This is a genomic window from Advenella incenata, assembly GCF_004217095.1.
Taxonomy (GTDB): domain Bacteria; phylum Pseudomonadota; class Gammaproteobacteria; order Burkholderiales; family Burkholderiaceae_B; genus Advenella; species Advenella incenata.
The window spans coordinates 1-20,069 of the sequence record NZ_SHKO01000006.1; the positions used below are offsets into that span (position 1 = coordinate 1).

The window sequence follows — 20,069 nt, forward strand, 5'->3', positions numbered from 1 at the left end:
TACACAGCACAAGGGTACGCACCGATTAACCCGTGTTCTCGCTTCGCTGCGAGCCGCGCCAGTTAATCGGTGCCGCTGCGCGCCCTTGCCCTGCTTCGCGTTCTGTCTTTTCTATGCGTCAAGGCGGCTCCGAAAAGCATAACGATAGAACAGTAAATCAACGAAAAGGACGAAATCATGAATACAGCAGAAACACACGACCTGATTACCTCAAATGAAAACTTGGGTGTTCCCCCCAAACCCTCCAAGGCCCACCAAACAGCATGTGATTTAAACCCTCTTTCTCAACCACAGGAGATCCACAGCATGAACACTTATGAACAGAAACAAGCCGAGCGTAAAGAACGGTACGAGCAACTTGCCCAAAAAGCAGAATCAGATTCACTAGCCACACTAGACCGCGCGCGCGAAATGTCTAGCTGGATTCCACCGGGACAGCCTATTTTGATCGGACACCACAGTGAAAATCGTGATCGTCGTTTCCGGGAAAAAATTCATAACACCTATGGAAAGGCTTTTAAAGAATCTGAAAAAGCCGAATATTTCGCACGTAAGGCCGCATCGGTCGGAACTGGTGGTATTTCAAGTGATGATCCGCAAGCCATTGAAAAAATCAAAGCAGAGATTGAACATCTGCGTAACGCCCAGGATCAAATGAAAAAAATCAATGCCGTGATTCGTAGTCGTCGCGGTGATGAAGATGCACAACTTGACGGATTACTTGCATTAGGTTTTCTGACAAATGAGCAAGCCAAAGAGATTCTAACCCCTGATTGCATGGGCACCATCGGCTTTGCCCGGTTCTCCCTGAGCAATAACAACGCCAACATAAACCGCCTTGAGAAACGTATTAAACATATCGAAGCGGTACGCCAGCGGGCACCAGTGGAGATTAAGACAGATAACTACGAATATCGGGAGGACGGCGACGAAAATCGAGTGATGTTTATCTTTGGTGGGAAACCTGATGATGCTACACGCACCGTTTTAAAAAAGAACGCTTTTAAATGGTCGCCCCGGCGCAATGCCTGGGTGCGGCATTTAAACAATGCAGGTATTTGGGCTGCTGGACAAGTTCGTAAAGCACTAGACGCCCAGTAAACCATCCTGGCCGGGAAATTCCCGGCCTACTCTGGAGAAACCCAATGAACACCAATGAAACAGATAAAATCGATGTACTTAAAAAGCGGATCGATAATTTTGTAGCTGATGCCGCGAAGATTCAAGCCGAGCTGGTCAAGGCCAGGGATGAAATGAGGGTGAATTTAGAACTGGTGAACTCAGAGAAATGCAATAGCCAGGAAGACGAAAAGCTGCGGACTCATATCTTTGAACTGGACGATATTATTATTGATTTTGATAGTCTCATAGATAATCATTTTGACCAGAAAATTGCCGCTATTAAATATTAATGGCTGCCTATTTTTATATTTTGAATTTGAACATTAACAGGTAATGTATATGCATTCTTTTTTTTCCAGAGTAGATCAAATTAGTATAGGCATTGCGCTTTCCGTTGGTGTAATTATGGGGGTTTACTATAAAGGCTGGACTCTATTTTTGGTTTTGTTAGCTGCGTTGATAGTGGTAAATGTAGTTGGAAAACTTCTAAATTCCAAGGCTGGCAAATTTAATTGGCGCTATTATATTATCCCGGTCGTCATGATGATTGTGGTTGCGATTGGTAGCTTTATCATGTCCATTCAGGAGGCAACGGCCACTGACTATATGACAATAAAGGACAATTTGCAGTGGTCTGATGCTGAAGTAAAGAATTCAGTAAAAGCAGCTCTATCAGACGGGAAACTCACCCACAGCGAGTATTTAGATTTATTTGGACTTATGTTTAAAAACAATAAGATGGTTTTAAAAATGGCGCAGTCAGAAAATCTTAGTGAGGAACGCGAAAAATTGATACAAGCTGTAGACGCACTCAATTAGATGCCTTGATTGACTATGCTCTAACGGTTAAAACTTCATCCCAGGACGTTGTATAACTTTGAGTTTTGCGCTCTTGTCTCATAAACCATTGTTCTTTGTTATGGATACCCGCGCTGGCAGCTTTGACTGTCCCTCGTCCGAATCGCTTGTTAAGTACGTCTACCGTTTCCATTAATGCCCTGCTTTCTTCTACTGATTCAGCCTCGCTAAAAAGATCGCCTTGGATCTTTAGCGCTGGCTCAATGTCAAATAGCATTACCCCCGCTTTTGAATAATTAAAGCCAGGACGAAATATTTTATTCAGGCAGGACAATGCAGTATGAATCATCGCCGCAGTGTCTGAAGTTGCACCCGAAGGGAAATAAGCAATCAGACTATTGGAATATTGTTTGTCTTTTCTAAATGGGCTTGTCCTGATAAATACTTGTATACCGCCAGCAATTGATTCTTGCGCTCGTAATTTTTTCGCTGCAATGGCGGTAAATTCTGATATTGCCTCGGCTAATTGGGATTGTGTAGTGACAAGTGAGCCAAAGGAACGGGAAGTAATTATTTGCTTTTTGGGCGTCGTGTCCGGCTCTAGCTCGATGCGCGAAATACCGCGTAGCTCCTGAATGGTTTTCCCCAGGACAATAGAAAATTCATGCCGTGCTACTTCCGGATCTAGTTTAGCGAGATCCAGCACAGTATGAATACCCATTTGGTACAGTCGTTTTGATATCTGGCGCCCTACCCCCCAAACCTCCTTTACATCAATATGGCGCATCTCATGGGCTAGTTCTTGGCGTGTTAACGAGGTTAAGTCACAGACGCCGTTCCACCGATTTTGTTTTTTGGCTAAGTGGTTAGCGAATTTCGCCAAAGTACGAGTTGGCCCACTTCCCACGCATGTGGGAATCCCAACGTTTCGCATGACATCAGCGCGAATCTGTTGACCATATTTTGTTAAATCATCACCAAAATTTGAGAGCGTCAAAAAACATTCATCCACGGAATACACCAGTTGATCAGCCGAAAATCGACCTATGATTTCCATCATTCTGTCTGAGAGGTCTTGATATAACGGGAAATTTGCGGAAAGCCCTATAAGCCCTGCTGAGTCAACTAAATGTTTTATTTTGAACCATGGATCACCCATTGCAATGCCTAACGCTTTTGCTTCATCGCTGCGAGCGATGGCGCAGCCGTCGTTGGATGACAAAACAATAACGGGCTTGCCTTTAAGGGATGGTCGAAATACACGTTCACAGCTCACGTAAAACGCATTGCCGTCAATCAGCAGAAATATCATAGTGTGGACTTGATAATATAGGTGACGACTCCCCATATCGCCCACTCCTGGCCCTGGACAGGAACGATATCTGGATAGGTGACATTTTCTGCTCGTAGTTTGATAATGCCATTTTTTTTAAAGAGCCGCTTCACCGTAACATCGCCATTAATTTCAGCGATCACAATATGGTTATGCCTGGGCTCGATCGAGCGATCGACAATGACATGATCCCCATCGTCAATGCCTGCATCTTTCATGCTGAATCCTTTGATGCACATGAAATAGGTGCTGACCGGATTCTTAACAAGAATATCCCCTATGTTTATTCTGTTTACGGCCAAATCCGCAGCTGGCGAGGGGAAGCCTGCCGGCGTCTTACTCAAAACCTGTTGTATGGCCGGGGCTTCAGCCTCAATAAGTTGGCAGTCGATTATCATAATAAATACCACTGTATAAACATACAGTATTTTATACCTCAAAATTTAGTTTGGCACGGTAAAGAATTGCGGCCGTAACAAATGAGGCGATACCCGGGCATGTTGCGTTTTTTGCAACTTTTTGGTATGATGATTACATCAGCGTATGAACGGAAGCCGAAAGGCGCGTTGACCCACCGGAAACGGTCTCAGCCCATGTGCGGAGATATTCAAGAGGTTCCGATTAGTTTCAAAAAAGCCCCATACTTTGTATGGGGCTTTTCCTTTATGGGGCCGGTCTTGTTGCTTTACCCTGTAGAACGTTGTTTAAAATCACAAAAAAATTAATTTTTTTATTCCGCCTTCCTGCTGGCTTATTTGTGTATTCCCTGTCGCGAGGATAGGCAGTAATTACAAATATCTGAAGTTTGCTATCCCTGCCTGCTGGCTTAGAAACCGAAAAATATATCTCATAATCTTCGACAACCCCTTGTTCATTTATATGTTTAATTGAGAAGTAGGTGCTGTGATTTGTATGAAAACACGCTGACATAGGCAATTGTTCAACAATCGTTTTTAGACTCTTGGACAATTCATAGCGTCTAGTATCAAATATTCTTGTTTCTTTAGCGTCACTATAAGCATATGGGGTCTTTGTAGACTCTCCTGATTCCGGTCCCCGAGTGAAGCAATGCAAGCTGAAAGAAATTTCAACGACATATTTTCTTTCAGGGTTATCCCCCTTAGCTGGCTGAACATAGGTATGCACATATTTATCTAAGTGGGTTAGCTCATATGTTTGCTCTGCGAGGCAGAACGGTCGCCAGCTATTCATTCTAGAAATTGATGGTTAAGGGAAAACAGGATTCTACAATTTTTATCACATAAGACATGCAGGAACTGCAGGCTATAGCGTAAACCAGATGTCTAAAAAACCACCGTTTTAAAGACCTGTTGGCCAACCTGCCCTAGCCCGTCAATATTTACGCCTTTTTGTCTTTTTTCTTATCTATAAATCTATGTATATTAATGGTATAGTTTTATATGTTTATAGACGTTGGGTTATTTCTTTATGGATGATGCTAACAAAAACTTTGGGGCTGGCAGCAGCCAGGCGCAAAACAGCGGCACTCAGCAGAGTGACGAACTTCTTTTATTGAATGAACGCGATGAAAAGATTCACGCCTGGTTGACCAGCGCAACTACACCAGGCCAGATACAGGCAGCGATTGCGAAACTCAATGGCAAGAAGCCCTATATTTCTAATATCTGCAAAATTTTAAAAATTGATCCGCCTGCAGATATTTTCGTGACACCCAAAACAGAGGTACATAAGAAAGTGGCAGAGATACGGGCCATTCTGAATAAGGGCAATAAATGAAAATTGGATATGCGCGTGTTTCAACGCAGGAACAAAACCTTGATATGCAGATTAGGGCTTTAGAAGAGGTAGGTTGTTCCAAGATATACACCGAGCAACAAAGTGCCAGGAAAGACAGGCCAGAGCTTGCAAAGGCCATCGAGCATTTGCGCGAAGGCGATATTTTTGTTGTGTGGAAAATTGACCGCCTGGGAAGATCAGTTAAGGAGCTGGTGACGCTTCTACAAGAATTTGAAAGCCGGAAAATTGATATTGTTTTTATCAAAGATGGCATTGATACCAGTACATCGACCGGCAGATTTTTATTCACCATTATTTCTGCATTTGCAGAACTGGAATTAAACATCATCCGCGAACGCACCATGGAGGGCTTAAAAGCGGCCCGAGCGCGGGGGAAAAACGGTGGGCGACCCAAAGCATTAACTAAATCTCAAATCCAGCAGTTACGCGCTATGCACGCTGATAAAAGCATTCCAGTAAAGGACATTCAGAATGCATTAGGCATTAGTCGCGCCACAGTGTATAAATATTTAAAAATGGATTCAACACAATGAAAAGTCTCTTAGCAAGCGCAAGTTTAGCCATTTTGGTTATGTCTTACCTGCCTGCGGCCAGCGCCGATATGTTGGTATGTGATCTACATTTTTCTAATGGTCAATCACTCAAATCTGTGCCTGTTGCTACAACCTTGCCTCAAATGGAAAAAGGACTGTCACAACGTAAAGATATTGGGCCTGGGATGCTGTTTGCATGGCCGCAAGCAGAACTCCGCACATTTTGGATGCGTGATACCTGGGTTCCCCTTTCTATTGGTTTTTTTGACGAAGCCGGGAAATTATTTAAGATCGAGGACATGCAGCCCAATTCTGATACACATCATGAGTCAGGCTTGCCTGCCCGTTATGCGTTGGAACTCGCAGCCGGACAATACCCAATCGTTGGGCTAAGACCGGGCGATTTTTTATCGGTTGGAGAGTGTAAAAAATAACTTGTAGCGCGTAAAGCATCATGCTACAATTAATTTAATCCTGTATTGCTTAGGAATCCGGTTTTCAATGATCATTTCTTTCAAACACAAAGGTTTAGAAGTCCTTTATAAAACCGGTTCAGCAAAGGGAGTTTTACCGACTCATGCGCCCAGGCTCAAGCTACTACTAGCTGCCCTGGACGCGGCAAGAACGCCGGAAAGCCTAAATTTGCCAAGTATGCGTTTGCATATGCTCAAAGGCAATTACAAAGGTTTTTATTCAATCACAGTAAGCGGCAATTGGCGGCTTATTTTTAGATTTGTCGATGCAAATGTTGAATTAGTGAATTATTTGGACTATCACTAAAAAGGTACACATTATGATGAAAGATCACCCACACCCTGGCGAACTGATTAGAGCTGACGTTATTGATCATTCCGGCCTGGACGTCACTGAGGCTGCAGCACGTCTTGGCGTCTCCAGAACTACCCTATCGCGCCTGTTAAACGGTCATATTGGGATCAGCCCTGAAATGGCGCTGCGTCTCGAAAGAGCGGGTCTAAGCAATGCTCGCTTTTGGATGGACTTGCAAACTAATTATGAACTTTCCAGAATCATGAGCAAGGATATCGGGAAAGTATCTTCGCTGGTGAATTGAGTTTAGACGCTTTCAATATTTAGGGTAAATGCAATGAGACGACAGCAAACAAAACGATCCGATTCTGAGCTTCATGAGAAATCACTAGCTATCCAGCGGAAAAATTATTTGCAAGCCAAAGGCATTGACCCGGATGGCAACACGCAGTTAGCCATTCAATTTCCGGAAATTATCGGAAACCGCACCGACCTGCGCCATATTCCGAATGACTATTGCAGAAGTTCTTTATTTACTGCAAGGAACAATAATCAGCCAAGAAAGAACCTGCTGCGCAATCGGCTGTTTCATCTTCATGATGTTGAAATCCTTTATACAGGCTCAGAACTACGGGCTGTAGACGATGAATTAGTATGGATGCAACTGGTTCATTATGCCAAGGATACCGACTTTGGCAGCACCTTTGAATTTGATTTGACGGATCTATTACGCGATTTAAATTGGCCTCGCAGCGGGGACGGTTATTCGCGCTTGCGCGAATGCATTAGCCGTCTTCGCGCTACTGAAATCCTGATTACTAATAAAAAAGCCTATGGTGTCAGTGGATCGTTCAGTTTGATCGAGTACGATAGTTTGAACGATAACAACGGCGATCAAATGACCTATTTCGTTCGCATGAATCAGAAAATAATGCTGCTATTCGCAGGCAATCTTTTTACTTCCCACAATTGGGAAATCTATAAAAAGTTGAGCCCGGCAACCCGCCGCCTGGCCGACTACGTTAACTCGCATAGAACGCCCTTGCCGTTAAGCGTAAGCAATTTTGCTAACCTGTGCGGCATCGAGATTAAATCGCCTACACGCACCCGCCAGTGGGCAAAACAGAAGTGTGAGGAACTTAAAAAAATAGGCATTGTTGAGGATATTTTTGTTGAAAATGACTCTATTCATTTTCGCAGGCGTACCTCAAAAATCGATAGTTGAGGAAGTAAACGATTCTGTAAACGGCCATTCTTACCACATCGAAGATTGCTTTTACTGAGCTGGATATAATTGCGATTTTTGGGGTATATCCGCTGATTCTGCGACTTCTGAGGTACGGTTATCCACAGAGGCGCGACTTTTGAGGTACGTTTTTATATTCTGTGCGACTTTTGAGGTACGGTAAAACGGCAATGTGTACCCCAAAAATCGCATTTTTGGGCTTTTGTGGTTTCTTAGCGTGAATGTTTTCCACAATTTCTATATTTTTGATTGTGATATTGGCCCGAAATTCATGAATTTGCGACTTCTGAGGTACGATTTGCGATCTTTGAGGTACGAGTTATCCACACTGCTGCGACTTTTGAGGTATAAAACCGCGACTTTTGAGGTACGTTTTTGCGACTTTTGAGGTATCAAGTTTGGGGTATTTAATAATTAAATCAACAGATTACGCAGCCCCTAACCTTATATAACCTATATAACCATAGACCGCGAAAATTTGCGACGTTTGAGGTATGGCAGAAACCCTTTCGCCTAACCCTCCGGTCGCCAAGGCTCCCTTCGCCCTTTGCTTCGCAAAGCCTTTTAATTCAAGTCCCGCTAAAGCGGGAAATATGAACCCTCACCCCAACACTGAGCTGCGCTGGTAGCAACAAATAAACATGAAAGGCTATGGCCGCGGGAACCGTGCCGGTTCCCCTGTCCTCCTTTCGCTTCGCTACAGTCGCGGCCTCGACCCCTTATGTGAAAACCTGCGGTTTTCCCCGCAAGCGGCACCCCTTTCCCTTCGGTTCTGCAATAAGAGGGGCATACGACAGGTTTAAAAGTGTCGTCTCGTTTGTGTAGCGGGCTTGTGTGGGCTTTTTTTTGAAGTCTGAAGGGTAAGGTATGTAAAGCAAATTATCTTCAAACGTCATGATTAAGTTTGAAGTACGATTTTATCAAGAGATCACAGCGGTTTAAATATTCAATAAATGAGTATATTAATTTACAAAACAGTTTACTTTTAAGTTTACTTTTGCTATAATTTAAACAAGTTCTAAGGGAAACTTTTTAAGCAGGAGTCAAACATGAGCAAAGACAACTACTCTTTCAGTTCGAATAAATTTGTTGGGCCACCGGCTCCTTTTAGCTATGTCGCTGTTTCATGTGCACAGACTATTGCTAAAGTCGGAATTTTCATTTTCATTGCTACAGTTGTGATCTTATCAATAGTTGAGTTTGGGCCTGGTATAGCTAATTTTTTAGCAAATACATATTCAGAATTTTTAAATTTTGTTGGTTCTGGCGGGTATGTTTGGATTTGCTTCTGTCTGGGCTTATTTGCTGCTTCTGTATTTTTCTGGGGTATATGCGTTGGCAATAAATTAAGTTGGGAGTTACCAATTTTACCGTCTATTTGTATTGGTCTGGTTTGTATATTCTGCTGGCTTTTGTGCGCACTAGCCGTCTCTGAAGTATTGGGAGCATTTAAAGTCTTATCCGAGCCCACACCTTTTACCACTGCTGTTTTTATATTAATTTGGTTGCCTGGAGTCTGCGGTTTTACTATGTTATTGGCCCAGTTTATTGATATTTTCACCCAACCAATATTCAAGGTTTAGGAGCAATACAATGAACTGGAATCAACGATATTTGAAAATTTTTCTAGCACTGGCGATGATCATTGGTGCTTATCAACTAATGATGTTTATAGCTGCAGAACCTGATGAAAATGAAGTATCAGCGGGGGGTACAGAAGTTAACCTAACTTTTGTTTATATTGTCTTAAGCATACTTATTGCGGCATTGTATTTTGCGGCTAATTATTTATCTAAGTGTTATGACGGTGAAGTGCCGAAGGTTGTAGATAACTTAATATTTGGGATTGTGGTCATTTTTGGTTTTCCGGCAATAGCTGTGGCCTTTATTTATAATTCAACGACCGTTACGGAAATTAAAAGCGTGGGTCAGATTCGGAAATTGACATTTCAAGCAGAAACGTTCTTTGAATCGCGTACTACTATGGTTGAAACTACAAAGGGTTTCTATATAGTTGCGGGATATCCACCCGGGCGCCCAGGTCAGGAAGTTGAGATAAGAAGCAATAAAAAGAAGGACGAATTCATGTGTTCAGCGGGAGAAAAGGATTTGTTGAGCTGCTCCAAGGTAATTAAAAGTTATTGATATTGTTTAAAATCAATCAATCAATCAATCGCATTTTTGTAGAAAACTGAATTTCAATGAATCAAAAACCTAATGGTGAGCCTCCTAAGTCGCTCAAACAACAGGAAAAAGAACATCAAGAGAAGCTAGATTCCATGACCCCTGAAGAACGCGAGGGATTTGACAAGGTTTTAGCAACTTTAGATGATATATATAAATCAGAACATCCAATTTTTCATTGGCTGCATAAACATATTAATCAAATTTGTCTAACCTCAATGATTGCTGGGGCGATTGTTGGCATTATCGGAATTCTGAATGACAGTAAGGTATTGACGTTTTCTGGTCTTGGCTTTGCAATATTTGTAATAGCATTTTGGTTTATGGTTAGAGAAGATTAACCTTCTGCAAATACGAGGGATTTGGACATGAGTACACAGAGGGCATTAGAAAAATCGCACTGGCATTCGGCAGTATCCAGTTCTATATGTGTTATTGCTTCAATCGCAACTTTTATAATGTCTTTTTGGGCCGAATCTTTGGAACAAGAAATAGGGTTTGGTAGATCTATTCTTGGATATAACAGGGATTGGCTTGTACATGGACGTTGGTATTTTTTTGCTGCGATTGTAGTATTCACCTTATTTGCAATTCTTTCTTTCATGAAGTATAAAAAATACCAGCCTATAAGCCATGCAAAATTTAAGTGAAAGACTCCGCTATGCAATGCAACACGCCGATATTTCTCAGTCTGATTTAGCTAGAAAAACTGGCGCTAAAAGGTCATCAGTTAGCAATTGGGCCAGCGGCAAAACAAAAAATTTGAAAGGGAAAAATTTAGTTTTAGCGGCTGAGCTGCTTTGCGTGAAAAGTGAATGGCTGGCGACTGGTCAAGGCCCAATGAAAGACAGCTGGCCGTTCGTTGATTTTTCTATTGCAGAACTAAAACAGCTACCTGAAACCGCTATAGAGGAAATTTCTGAATATATCGTAATGAAAATTGAGAAGCAAAAGAAATTGGCAGTTTTATCCTAACGGGGCTCTTTGTAAAATGAATGTATTTAAAACGAAATTAGCTCGAAAACTAGTACCATCGGCACTATTAACCTTCCTTGGCATAGCAATAATGGCATATGGACTTCTTTATTTTGAACCAGCTATTGGTTTTGTTGGGAATATTGTGTTCGTGCTGAGCGTTTTCTCTGGTATTTTCATCTGGGCATTTAATGATAGTGCTAAACAAAATTCTTGATCGACTACATGCCGTCTGTCCTGGCTCGTATCGACTCGATGAAGCCGAGGTAATTCACCTTCATGGGCAATACGTGCTTGACATTGACGAAGATAGCGCGCTGCCAACAGTATCACTTGATGAACGAATGGAAGTTGGTGGCAATGTAACGATTGCCGATTGGATAGTTGACAACGAAGCCGTTCTTGATGAAATCGTAGCGGCTGTAGTGGATTTGAAAAACGATAGTTAATTTAGTGCCTGGTTAACGGAACCACGTTGATGATGATTTCAACTGCAATCAGATCCCTTGTTCCATTGCTTTTGCCAAGCTCAACAAAGGGCACTGGCCCTATTGCCTCCGTCTCGATGTAAACAATACGTATAAATTTTCTTATTTTACGAGCGGCAGGTATTGTTTCTGCAAAAGGGGATAGCCATGTTTTGGTATGAAATTCATACATTGTGCCTGGCACAAGGTCATCCAGTTCTGTCATATACATTTGAATCCAAAATCTAAAGCGAAATAAAGGCCCTAGGGGCCTTTATTTGTATTCCAAGGGTTACCGCTGTTTCTCTGCTTCTCTGGCCGCTGGTGGCCGTTCTTGGGCTTTCTCATGGCCTTTTTCCCTGCTGACATCTTTTTTAAACTTCTCGATGTTTTCTAAGAATAATTTTCGAGATTGTTCATTTGTAATGTTCTTTTCAGCCCATTTTTCAGCGTCTTTGCTATAACGCTCTACTCTGGCCTGCTCAGGGTTCATGAGTCGGGTAGAGCCGCGCTCATTGTCATATTTAATGGAAATAGTCGTTTTAGGCTTAATTTCGTTACGATCAAACCTATCTCCTATTTCTTTGCCTTTATCCAGTTTTGACAGATCATGAGCAATAGCAGTCCGATAGCCGACCTGTTGAATCAAGTGGCTATCGGTCATCAACAGAATCCGTCCAGTGTAGTCGCTATTACGTTTCGGTAAATGTACATAGCCCTGCCCTTCTCGCATAACTGCTTCACGTGCTGTTTCAAAATCAGGCTTAGGAAGTAGATCGCCGATGGTTTTGCGTTCTTCATTAGACATAATTTAAATTCCTATCGAGGTAATTAATCAACACCCGTATCGTGGGCAGAGTCCGGACTGTTTCGGCATTTAAGCATTTGGGTCTAACGTTGTATCAGAAGTTCCCATATAAGGCGTATCCAATTTTTCAAGATATTCCTTTTTATATGCTTCAGCTAGTTTCTCAACTGCTTCGATCCGTGCCTGTTCACTTTCAGGCGAGTCGTTGCCAGTATCTTCTTCGTTGACGATATCCAACAATTTCTGCATATCTGGGCTTTGCTCCGGTTTTTTTAAGTCCATAAATTCACCTTCCTGGTAATAATCACTGCGATAAACTGATGATTTGTAAATACGCCAATTGGGCTTAGGGACAACTTCTTTAATCGGGATTGTGCGTGTTGTTCCGTCTATCTGAACATCTTCACAATCGACGGCTGCCAAACGTTCTTTAAAATAATCCTCCTTAAAATAACGAATTTTTTCGGACAAAATAATGGGTATTCCTGGCCGACTGATAAGCTCTTTTTCGATGCTTAAAGAAAGCAATTCTTGAGGCAGCATTAAGGCTCGTTGCTGCTGTGATTCGGTTTCTGAGCGGCCAGACTGCGAAAATGACCGTTGCACAGATTTTGACTTTATCGTGTTGTAGCCAATCATCTTGCTGTATTCTTCTGCCTCTTTGACCTTTCGAGGCGTGTAGTAAATGACAGCGCCCATATTGCTGATCAAGTTTTCTGCGTCTTTTCCATAGGTAGATTCAAGCTGCGTCTTGTCTTGAATAATGAGAGCCAGGCGCATGTTATATCCGGCCATGAATCCAACGCCTTTTGCGATAATTGAGATTTTTCCAGCTGCTGTGAATTCGTCTAGCATCAACAAACATTGATATTTCAGAGCCGGGTTCTGTTCTGGCAATTCCTTTACGTTTTCATTGATTAATTGAGTAAAAAATAAATTAATCAGAAAATCAGCCTGGACAATATTTGCGGGATCAATATGTATATAAATGCTCATTTTCTTTTTGCGAACTTCACGCAAATCAAAATCGTCGCCACTTGTGGCTTTATCGACAACGGCATTTTCCCAACGGCTAAGTTTGGCATTGAAGGTTTGTAAGATATTGCCAATGGAGTTTTCAGAACCCGTTAGAACACGATTTAAGGCGTTCACACAGCGGTTAGACAGCGGTAGTTCTGATTCTTTACGAAGCGCAATGACAGAGTTTAGATAATCAACGGTTTTTTGCCCTTTTCCTGATGCTTGTCTAACCACTTCCCCGAGTGTGTTTGGCAGTGATGGGGTTTCAAACACCAATAGAACGACACCCAGGAAAAAGTCCCGAGCCATATCATTCCAAAAAGCATCATTGTCATTGCCGGAATTGGATGGAAAAATCATATTCGCCAAATTCATAATATCGTTGACGCGAAACTTTTCATCATCCGATATATAAGAAAGTGGGTTCCACCTATGGCTATTTTCAGAAAAAGGGTTGAAATAATATATTTTGTTTTTCAGATGCCTTTTCCGGAATTGTGATGTTATTTGATAGTTTTCACCTTTGATATCCAGAACGACAGTACTGTCAGGGAAGGTTAATAAATTTGGAATAACGAACCCTACACCCTTACCTGTCCTTGTTGCAGCGGCCAACATGACGAACTCATAGCCTGGGAGTTTTAAAAAATCTTTTTTCAAACGGCCAAGAATGATCCCCTTGTTATTCAAAAAACCCTCTTTATTAAGATCAGAGCGATTGGCAAAGCGAGTTTTACCGTAAAGTTCAGGGCCTTTTTTGCCAGTCAACAACATGGCTACAAATGCGGCTGCTGGAGCGATATATCCAACTGCAAGGGCAATGTATACCTTTTTTATGTGAGGTTCTTGAAAGGTTTGAAACGCATCATATATTGTGAAGAACGATATGTTGACAGGGATTTGTTTGAACACAATAAAGAGGACATACCCAGCTATGAAACTGGCTATCAGGACATAAAGAACCAAAGAAACAAGAGCGAATAAAATGGCGAAGATTATCTTTGGTTTACTCATTTCATCAACTCGTATTTTTTATCCGGATTGTAGTAAATCTCGGTGATTCGCCGCTTTCCGTTAAATTCTTCAAAATGAATGATTATGTCGATGGTCATAAACAGGAGCCGACGAATCATTTCATTATCAAGTCTGCTGCCAGCCTGTGATTCTTTAATCATGATCACAAGTTGTTCCCAAGCAAGCATTGGACTATCAGCATGTAATGACGTGATAGAGCCTGGATGGCCTGAAGCGGCGGTACGGATGAAATACAAACATTCTTCGCTGCGTACTTCTGCTAGCAGGATACGGTCAGGTTTCATACGTAGACAGCTTTTTACTAGGTCTTGTGTATCAATGTCTGCTTTACCGGATTTAGTAGCTGAATACAGCAAATTGACCTGATTTTGATGTGGTAGAAATAATTCTCTAACGTCTTCAATCGTGATTAGACGTTCATGTAAGGGAATTTCTTTGACGATTCCCTTCATGAACGTTGTTTTTCCTGATCCAGTCGCACCACAACAAATGATGTTTTTTCTATAGATAACTGCCTTTCTAATGAACTCTTTAAACTTTTTATCGGATAACAGTTTTTTGAGCTCATTCTCTTTTTCATTCGTTTCAAATCGTGATACTGCTATGTCGTTGAATAAACCCTGTTTGTCAAAGTCATCAAGATCAAGATCAACTTGTGAAGGTCTACGGATAGTTAACGAAATCCTATTTTTCTCAACTGCTGGCGGCATAACTAGCTGGATACGTGAACCATCCGGCATCGAGCTCGATAAAAGTGGGTTTGACTCATCCCACTTTTGATTAGAGAATTTTGCAACGGCAACACCTAACTTTGTCAGATGACTTGTTGTCACCTGCTCTACCCTGCTTGATTGCCATGTTGAATTCTTGAGTGACATAACAATGTTGGGTTCGTTAACTACAATTTCAGTAACTTGTTCATCCTCGAAAAATGGCTGAAATGGTTTAAGAAAGTGCACCACTGAGGTTGGTTGTTCAGTAATCATGATTCAAACCATAGATCTTTGTTAACAAAAATCATTAGACGTGCGCCGCGATTAGCTTCTAGCGTTGGACGTATATTGATTGTCGAATCCAGGACTTTAGAAGCCATTTCTTTAGATTGGCGGCCTGTTCTTTCACCATAGACTTGCTGCCCTGCTGACCCTTGAGTTTCCTTGGCAATGGCATAACTTACGCTGTCGTCAATCAATGAGAGCAGTAATGCGGCGCCTAAACGCTCACCCCAATGATTTTCAACATAGCCACCCACGCCCATTGTGCCTACACCATCTGTTGCAGGGCTATCTACATCTATAACGAAACCATCGGTAGTTTCAATCCGCTGCCACATAACACCGATTCGCTTATCCCCATTTTGTAATGTTTGACCATACTCACCTATAGCTTTGGAGCCTTTGGCAATAAGCAATCTTTTGCCATTGTTGCTATATACGTTTTCAGGAATAACGCAGGAAGTTTGGCCTGGTACATTTGAATTCAATTGCGATAACAAAATGCAAGGAATATTGCTGCCCCGAGTGATGACTTTCGACCGATCCCCAATCTTTGCGGATTTGCGTTGTTCTGTCTTTGTCAATGGTGCTTTTTCGAGCTTTGCATAACCTTCAATCGTTGTCGGTAAGAGTTCCGTTTCTTCTTTTCCAAGCATCATTGGTTTAGGTGCTGGCGGAGGGTTTTGTCCCGTAGCGCCTGTATTTGCTTGCGTAGACCCATTGTTATGCAAGGGTATTGGCTTTGGTTCATCGGTCTGTGGAAGTACAGGCAAGGGCGCCGGTTCTGCAACCTGGGGCACTGGCTCAGGAAATGAAAATTCACGGCCACGTCTTGAATTTTCAACGTTTGCTGCATTTTCGTTCTCACGTTGTCTTGCTTCACGCTCAGCTGCATTTTTGTCAAGCATGTACTTAATTAATAATCCAGCCCCGATAACAACGAGACACAAAATAACCAGAAAAATTATCGCTTTTACCAATACATTATTTTTTCGTTTCTCTTTCTCAGAATCGAAAGTGTATTTTTCATTTTCTACACCTTCAGGCTCGTCGTAGTACACTTTTTCAGACTCTTGGGGATTTTGGTTTTTATCAGTTTCCATAGATATTCTCCTTGCTATCGTTTTGAGTTTCTCCACGCGAAACTTTGGCTTTATATGAGTCATTAAAGACCCCGATCAATGAATCCCCTATTCTTAAATTCCAAAGCGGACTTACACCGTGCAGGACGATATAACCATTTTCTTTATGGGAATTTATCAACCATTCATTTTCAGAGCCGGGAGTGCTCTTATATATGGCTGGAACGTCAACGTTTTTATCAAATTTCATATACGTAAACGTACCGTTATCGAACACCTCCAACGGTCGGAAATTTTCATCTTCTTTGACAATTTCCATTGAATAGTTGAAATTCTGGATTCCGCTATTCATTGGCGGTGAATCTTGTTCAGTTCCGGCGCTGTCTGAATCACCCTTTTTCTCAGGGTATTTCATGATTATTTTGGAGACACGATTTTTTACGTTGCCACCGGAAGGATAAAGATCGATCACATAATCATGTTTGTCAGTTGAGACAATGACAGTGGCTGCCTTAGCGCCATCAAGTGGCCTGAAAAACAAATTTCGACCTTCTTTAAACAATTCCCAATTAACAATAATTCCACCGGCAACATTGTTAATGGTTTCATCTTCTCCAAAGACAATAACGGAGGGATGATTTTTATAACCAGCAACCTTAATAACTAGGTTATCGCTATAGGTGACAGTCTGAATCCGCTTAGAATTGTCGTAAACAACATTAAAGTTGCTATTTGCCATTGCTGGCGCTGACATAGCAATAGCAGCCGCAAGTAGTAATGTTTTGAGTTTCATTGTCATTCCCCTACGAATTCTGAATCAGTTTGATAGGCAGATATAGTGAACCCATGAGGGTTATCTATGGCATCCGATTCCGTCTGGAATAACTTCTTCTCGTAGCTGAAACGCATCGTAGCTACCTTGCGCTGCACCTTTGGAGCATAGTTTGCTTGCCGGCGATCAGTTGTTGCCAGTTCATAACGAACAGTAGCAATGCCGCCATTCTGAATTGTTATTGAAAGGATCTTCGGGGTAATTTCGATGTTGTCGGCATAGACCTTATCCAGGGCTTTTTCACCGTTAAATTTTGACGAATAATCACGCCAAACAGTATCACCGGCTAGAATTTTGATTTTGTCATAATCATATTGAAGCAACTTATAGTTGTATCGCTCGTGACTGATCAAAAACTCTTTTACCCAATGCTTATCATTCAAAACATTGTTAGTTGTGTAATTTTCTGATGTCGGGACAACTGAAGTTTCCCCTGTTATTTTGTCAACTGCTATCACATAAGGCACAACAGTTTTCAAAGGCAACAGAAAAAAAATCGCTATGCCGAGAGTTATCGACAATACGGTTTGTGCATAAAACGCACGCCATGCTGTTCTTTTCGATTTTCTTTCGTTGGACACTAAAGAATGTTCCCAACTTAAATTACGCATTTCTGGTTCTGGCCGTTGGCCGCCACGGTTCTTTGTCTTGTTGAACATAATCAATCCTCAATTATTTGGGCAGGACTTTTCTGAATCTGATTCACTGGAATACGAGCTGAATCGCCGGTTGGAAAGCCTACTTTTGGCGGTGATGAGCAGCCAACTATGAAAAAAAGGCAAAAAAGGGCTACTGACAAAATTTTCATAATGAAAATTCCTTAAAAAAATTAGATTGAATTTATATTTTTTCGGAGTCTTAGAAATTTATATGCATGACCTAGCCCCTCGTTACCGTACCGATGCCAGATCTATTTGAGTCGTTATATCCGGAGCTATATGCTCCTCTGACATTACCAGCGCGCCTATTCATTGCGGCGCGTCTTTCTGGTGTGCTGTAGGCAGCACCCGTTTTGCCTTGCATAACTCGAATTACTGTACCGACCGAGGACGCTGTTTGACGAGCACCAGACGTTGCGTCTGCGAATCTCTGCCCTACTTGAGTATTAGCCAGGGCACCAGATGCACGGCCAACACCATAAGCGCCAGCACGTGCCGCTCCTTGTGTGGTATTGCTAACAGTTGAACTAACTGTGTTTGATATTTTTTTTGCGAGCGGTGTAGCTGATACTAAATTCATTGCTGCACCACCTACCATATCGGCGGCAAGGGATGCTGCTCTCATGGAAAGAAAAATAAGGATACCGGTAGCACCAAATGCTCCTACAGCGAGCGAAATATAATCAGTGGTGTCATTTACACCTTTAAGTTGAGCGGCATAATTACCAAGAATGTCAGTTCCCAGGCCAATGATTGCGACAATAACTATCGCTGTGAATATATATTTAAGAACTGCGACTACCCATGTGTTGAAAAATCCAGATGTTGCTTGGAATGCATAGCAAGCTACAAAAAGAGGCCCAACTGCAAAAATAAAATGAAGTGAAAAATCAATAATCAGAAGATTGACAGCAGCGACAATCGCGTAGCAACCAAAGCAAAACAGTAAAACTATGCCACTAGCAATATAAGAAAGACCGATTAAATTGATGTTAGAAATGGATATATCAATTTTTTCTTCACCAAGTATCCATATTTTTTTAAATGCGGTTATTGCTTCATTAACAGAGCTATCGAGTTTTGCATAAGCAGATTTGCCTGCACCACCTGATGGTGCAAACAAATTCAATAACCCGTCTTTTAAGTCGTTCGCTAAACCCATTATGTTGTCAAAATACGCAGCGCCTGTCAGGCATAAAGTAACAACTAAGAATGCACGTAACGATTTAAAAAACACATCCAACAGATGATCTTGTCCTCCTTGGCCACGCATAATGCCATAACCTTGCATTATGATCTGTATAGTAAGCCCCGCAAGAATTGGAGGAGCAACCCAGGTCATAAGTACGCCAGGTATAAATACCCAACTTAGAAAGGCAGACAGTAGCTTTGTAGAGATTGATTCAAATACATGAAACATAAGATCATCTTTCCAGTTTAATTGTTATGCTGCTTTTGATATTCACTTAGTGGATTAGGATTGCCTAAAAACTGTTGCTTATCAAATTCGATTTTCGCTGCTTTCGCATTAATACAATTTCCGTCTGTAGTGGCTTTAGCTGGATCGTTTTTACACTCAGAAAGTTTTTTACTTAGCTCAGGAATATTTTCTTTCCAGTAAGCAACGTCTTTGGTATCCTCGCCACAACCAGCCAGACCGACGACCAAGAGTAAACAAAGTAATGATGCTTTTTTCATTCAAAAAACCTATTTAATTTGGTTGAAAGGGTTTTCAGTATTAGTTAAAAATGCTTTCCTGTCAGCCTCGGCCTGTCCTTGACTCAATAATTTGGCTTGGTATTCTTGCTGTTTCAATGCCAAGGTCATCATTGTCTGTTCGTTCTGCAATAAAGTCTGTTCTGCTTGGATTCGATTTTGCAAATCACTAGCTGCCTTTAAATCTGGTGCTTGATCCACTTTAGTAATGAGTTTTTTCAACTCATTAACTCGTTTCTGTGAAGATTCCAACGCCTGATTTACAAAATCTGTACTTGACGGTGTTAGCAACGCTTTCGCTTCACAATCTCTGATCGAGGTTGAATCTCTAAATTGCTGATCACAACCAAATTTTTTAATTTCAGAATAGATTGACCTGGCACCGGCAGAAGCACCGCCGCTGCCCAAGTTGGCAAGATTGTTGTATGTATCGGTGAACCCATCTGGAAGCTGTTGACGAACTAAATCGTTGTTTAGCAAATCACCCATCCCACGAATACCGGTGATCGAGTCATATTGTGCTTTTGCTTGCGCAATTTGCTGTTGCATCTGGTTCGCTTGTTCAACCCATTTTGCAATTTGTGCTGCAGCTTCTTGTGCCCGAGAAGCGATACTGGCCGCATCTGTCACCGGGATTTGTGCAACCGCTGTGCCATAGGCCAGAAGGCCGGAAACTGATACCGCTAAAGTTAGAAATGATTTTTTGATATTCATAAT

Annotated in this window: 28 protein-coding genes; 15 read left to right on the forward strand and 13 right to left on the reverse strand. The window is 41.8% G+C overall.

What is annotated here, in order from left to right; genetic code table 11:
• Positions 1–177: 177 nt before the first annotated feature.
• Genes EV681_RS21915 through EV681_RS21925 form a run of 3 tightly spaced genes read left to right on the forward strand, consistent with a single transcriptional unit; the run spans position 178 to position 1,941 of the window.
• Positions 178–1,101, forward strand: a complete 924-nt coding sequence (locus EV681_RS21915) for a DUF3560 domain-containing protein (RefSeq protein WP_242612362.1) — start codon at positions 178–180, stop codon at positions 1,099–1,101.
• 44 nt (positions 1,102–1,145) lie between these two features.
• Positions 1,146–1,412 carry a hypothetical protein gene (locus EV681_RS21920; RefSeq protein ID WP_130305257.1) on the forward strand — a complete coding sequence of 89 codons (267 nt, stop codon included), beginning with the start codon at positions 1,146–1,148 and terminating at the stop codon, positions 1,410–1,412.
• Positions 1,413–1,461: 49 nt separating this feature from the next.
• Positions 1,462–1,941 carry a hypothetical protein gene (locus tag EV681_RS21925; protein WP_130305258.1) on the forward strand — a complete coding sequence of 160 codons (480 nt, stop codon included), beginning with the start codon at positions 1,462–1,464 and terminating at the stop codon, positions 1,939–1,941.
• 13 nt (positions 1,942–1,954) lie between these two features.
• Here EV681_RS21925 and EV681_RS21930 read toward each other — a convergent pair whose 3' ends face one another.
• The 3 genes from EV681_RS21930 to EV681_RS21940 form a co-directional block, all read right to left on the reverse strand.
• Positions 1,955–3,232 (reverse strand): Y-family DNA polymerase, encoded by a 1,278-nt coding sequence (locus EV681_RS21930; RefSeq protein WP_130305259.1) that lies wholly within the window; start codon positions 3,230–3,232, stop codon positions 1,955–1,957.
• Entirely contained in the window at positions 3,229–3,651 is a 423-nt protein-coding gene (locus EV681_RS21935; protein WP_130305260.1) for a LexA family protein, read from the reverse strand. Before EV681_RS21935 ends, EV681_RS21930 begins: the two co-directional genes overlap by 4 nt.
• 265 nt (positions 3,652–3,916) lie before the next feature.
• Positions 3,917–4,399 (reverse strand): hypothetical protein, encoded by a 483-nt coding sequence (locus tag EV681_RS21940; RefSeq protein ID WP_165393179.1) that lies wholly within the window; start codon positions 4,397–4,399, stop codon positions 3,917–3,919.
• Positions 4,400–4,702: 303 nt separating this feature from the next.
• Here EV681_RS21940 and EV681_RS21945 point away from each other — a divergent pair, with 303 nt between their 5' ends.
• From EV681_RS21945 to EV681_RS22620, 12 genes are all read left to right on the forward strand, one after another.
• Positions 4,703–5,011 carry a CppA family protein gene (locus tag EV681_RS21945; RefSeq protein WP_130305262.1) on the forward strand — a complete coding sequence of 103 codons (309 nt, stop codon included), beginning with the start codon at positions 4,703–4,705 and terminating at the stop codon, positions 5,009–5,011.
• Positions 5,008–5,565 (forward strand): recombinase family protein, encoded by a 558-nt coding sequence (locus EV681_RS21950; RefSeq protein WP_130305263.1) that lies wholly within the window; start codon positions 5,008–5,010, stop codon positions 5,563–5,565. Before EV681_RS21945 ends, EV681_RS21950 begins: the two co-directional genes overlap by 4 nt.
• A complete protein-coding gene (locus EV681_RS21955) occupies positions 5,562–5,999 on the forward strand; it encodes a DUF192 domain-containing protein (protein ID WP_130305264.1) in 438 nt (145 codons plus the stop codon). The genes EV681_RS21950 and EV681_RS21955 overlap by 4 nt, the downstream gene beginning before the upstream one ends.
• Before the next feature lie 67 nt (positions 6,000–6,066).
• Entirely contained in the window at positions 6,067–6,345 is a 279-nt protein-coding gene (locus tag EV681_RS21960; protein ID WP_130305265.1) for a type II toxin-antitoxin system RelE/ParE family toxin, read from the forward strand.
• Between the two features lie 13 nt (positions 6,346–6,358).
• Positions 6,359–6,637, forward strand: coding sequence for a HigA family addiction module antitoxin (locus EV681_RS21965; RefSeq protein WP_130305266.1), 279 nt, complete (start codon positions 6,359–6,361; stop codon positions 6,635–6,637).
• Positions 6,638–6,670: 33 nt separating this feature from the next.
• A complete protein-coding gene (trfA, locus tag EV681_RS21970; RefSeq protein WP_130305267.1) occupies positions 6,671–7,558 on the forward strand; it encodes a plasmid replication initiator TrfA in 888 nt (295 codons plus the stop codon).
• Positions 7,559–8,628: 1,070 nt separating this feature from the next.
• Positions 8,629–9,162: a hypothetical protein gene (locus EV681_RS21975; RefSeq protein ID WP_130305268.1), complete on the forward strand. Its 534-nt coding sequence runs from the start codon at positions 8,629–8,631 to the stop codon at positions 9,160–9,162.
• 10 nt (positions 9,163–9,172) lie between these two features.
• Complete coding sequence (locus tag EV681_RS21980; protein WP_130305269.1) at positions 9,173–9,724, forward strand: hypothetical protein; 552 nt, start codon at positions 9,173–9,175, stop codon at positions 9,722–9,724.
• Between the two features lie 56 nt (positions 9,725–9,780).
• Positions 9,781–10,104 (forward strand): hypothetical protein, encoded by a 324-nt coding sequence (locus tag EV681_RS21985; RefSeq protein ID WP_130305270.1) that lies wholly within the window; start codon positions 9,781–9,783, stop codon positions 10,102–10,104.
• 27 nt (positions 10,105–10,131) lie between these two features.
• Positions 10,132–10,413 carry a hypothetical protein gene (locus EV681_RS21990; protein ID WP_130305271.1) on the forward strand — a complete coding sequence of 94 codons (282 nt, stop codon included), beginning with the start codon at positions 10,132–10,134 and terminating at the stop codon, positions 10,411–10,413.
• Entirely contained in the window at positions 10,397–10,738 is a 342-nt protein-coding gene (locus tag EV681_RS21995) for a helix-turn-helix domain-containing protein (protein ID WP_130305272.1), read from the forward strand. Before EV681_RS21990 ends, EV681_RS21995 begins: the two co-directional genes overlap by 17 nt.
• Positions 10,739–10,929: 191 nt before the next feature.
• Positions 10,930–11,187: a hypothetical protein gene (locus tag EV681_RS22620; RefSeq protein WP_165393180.1), complete on the forward strand. Its 258-nt coding sequence runs from the start codon at positions 10,930–10,932 to the stop codon at positions 11,185–11,187.
• A 1-nt stretch (position 11,188) separates the two neighbouring features.
• Here EV681_RS22620 and EV681_RS22000 read toward each other — a convergent pair whose 3' ends face one another.
• The 10 genes from EV681_RS22000 to virB5 all read right to left on the reverse strand — a co-directional run bounded on the left by EV681_RS22000 (position 11,189) and on the right by virB5 (position 20,066).
• Positions 11,189–11,431 (reverse strand): hypothetical protein, encoded by a 243-nt coding sequence (locus tag EV681_RS22000; RefSeq protein ID WP_130305273.1) that lies wholly within the window; start codon positions 11,429–11,431, stop codon positions 11,189–11,191.
• A gap of 66 nt (positions 11,432–11,497) precedes the next feature.
• Positions 11,498–12,013 (reverse strand): KfrB domain-containing protein, encoded by a 516-nt coding sequence (locus EV681_RS22005; protein WP_130305274.1) that lies wholly within the window; start codon positions 12,011–12,013, stop codon positions 11,498–11,500.
• A gap of 69 nt (positions 12,014–12,082) precedes the next feature.
• Positions 12,083–14,047, reverse strand: coding sequence for a type IV secretory system conjugative DNA transfer family protein (locus tag EV681_RS22010; protein ID WP_130305275.1), 1,965 nt, complete (start codon positions 14,045–14,047; stop codon positions 12,083–12,085).
• A complete protein-coding gene (virB11, locus tag EV681_RS22015; RefSeq protein WP_130305276.1) occupies positions 14,044–15,054 on the reverse strand; it encodes a P-type DNA transfer ATPase VirB11 in 1,011 nt (336 codons plus the stop codon). The genes EV681_RS22010 and virB11 overlap by 4 nt, the downstream gene beginning before the upstream one ends.
• The gene (gene virB10 / locus EV681_RS22020) at positions 15,051–16,166 is read right to left on the reverse strand and encodes a type IV secretion system protein VirB10 (protein ID WP_165393181.1); all 1,116 of its coding nucleotides are present in this window, start codon (positions 16,164–16,166) and stop codon (positions 15,051–15,053) included. The genes virB11 and virB10 overlap by 4 nt, the downstream gene beginning before the upstream one ends.
• A complete protein-coding gene (locus tag EV681_RS22025) occupies positions 16,156–16,938 on the reverse strand; it encodes a TrbG/VirB9 family P-type conjugative transfer protein (protein ID WP_165393182.1) in 783 nt (260 codons plus the stop codon). Before EV681_RS22025 ends, virB10 begins: the two co-directional genes overlap by 11 nt.
• A gap of 2 nt (positions 16,939–16,940) precedes the next feature.
• Complete coding sequence (locus EV681_RS22030) at positions 16,941–17,636, reverse strand: VirB8 family type IV secretion system protein (RefSeq protein ID WP_130305279.1); 696 nt, start codon at positions 17,634–17,636, stop codon at positions 16,941–16,943.
• Between the two features lie 220 nt (positions 17,637–17,856).
• Positions 17,857–18,978, reverse strand: a complete 1,122-nt coding sequence (locus EV681_RS22035; protein WP_165393183.1) for a TrbL/VirB6 family protein — start codon at positions 18,976–18,978, stop codon at positions 17,857–17,859.
• Between the two features lie 95 nt (positions 18,979–19,073).
• On the reverse strand, positions 19,074–19,334 hold the full coding sequence (locus EV681_RS22040; protein ID WP_130305281.1) for an EexN family lipoprotein: 261 nt from the start codon (positions 19,332–19,334) through the stop codon (positions 19,074–19,076).
• Between the two features lie 9 nt (positions 19,335–19,343).
• A complete protein-coding gene (virB5, locus tag EV681_RS22045) occupies positions 19,344–20,066 on the reverse strand; it encodes a P-type DNA transfer protein VirB5 (protein ID WP_165393184.1) in 723 nt (240 codons plus the stop codon).
• Between the last annotated feature and the right edge of the window lie 3 nt (positions 20,067–20,069).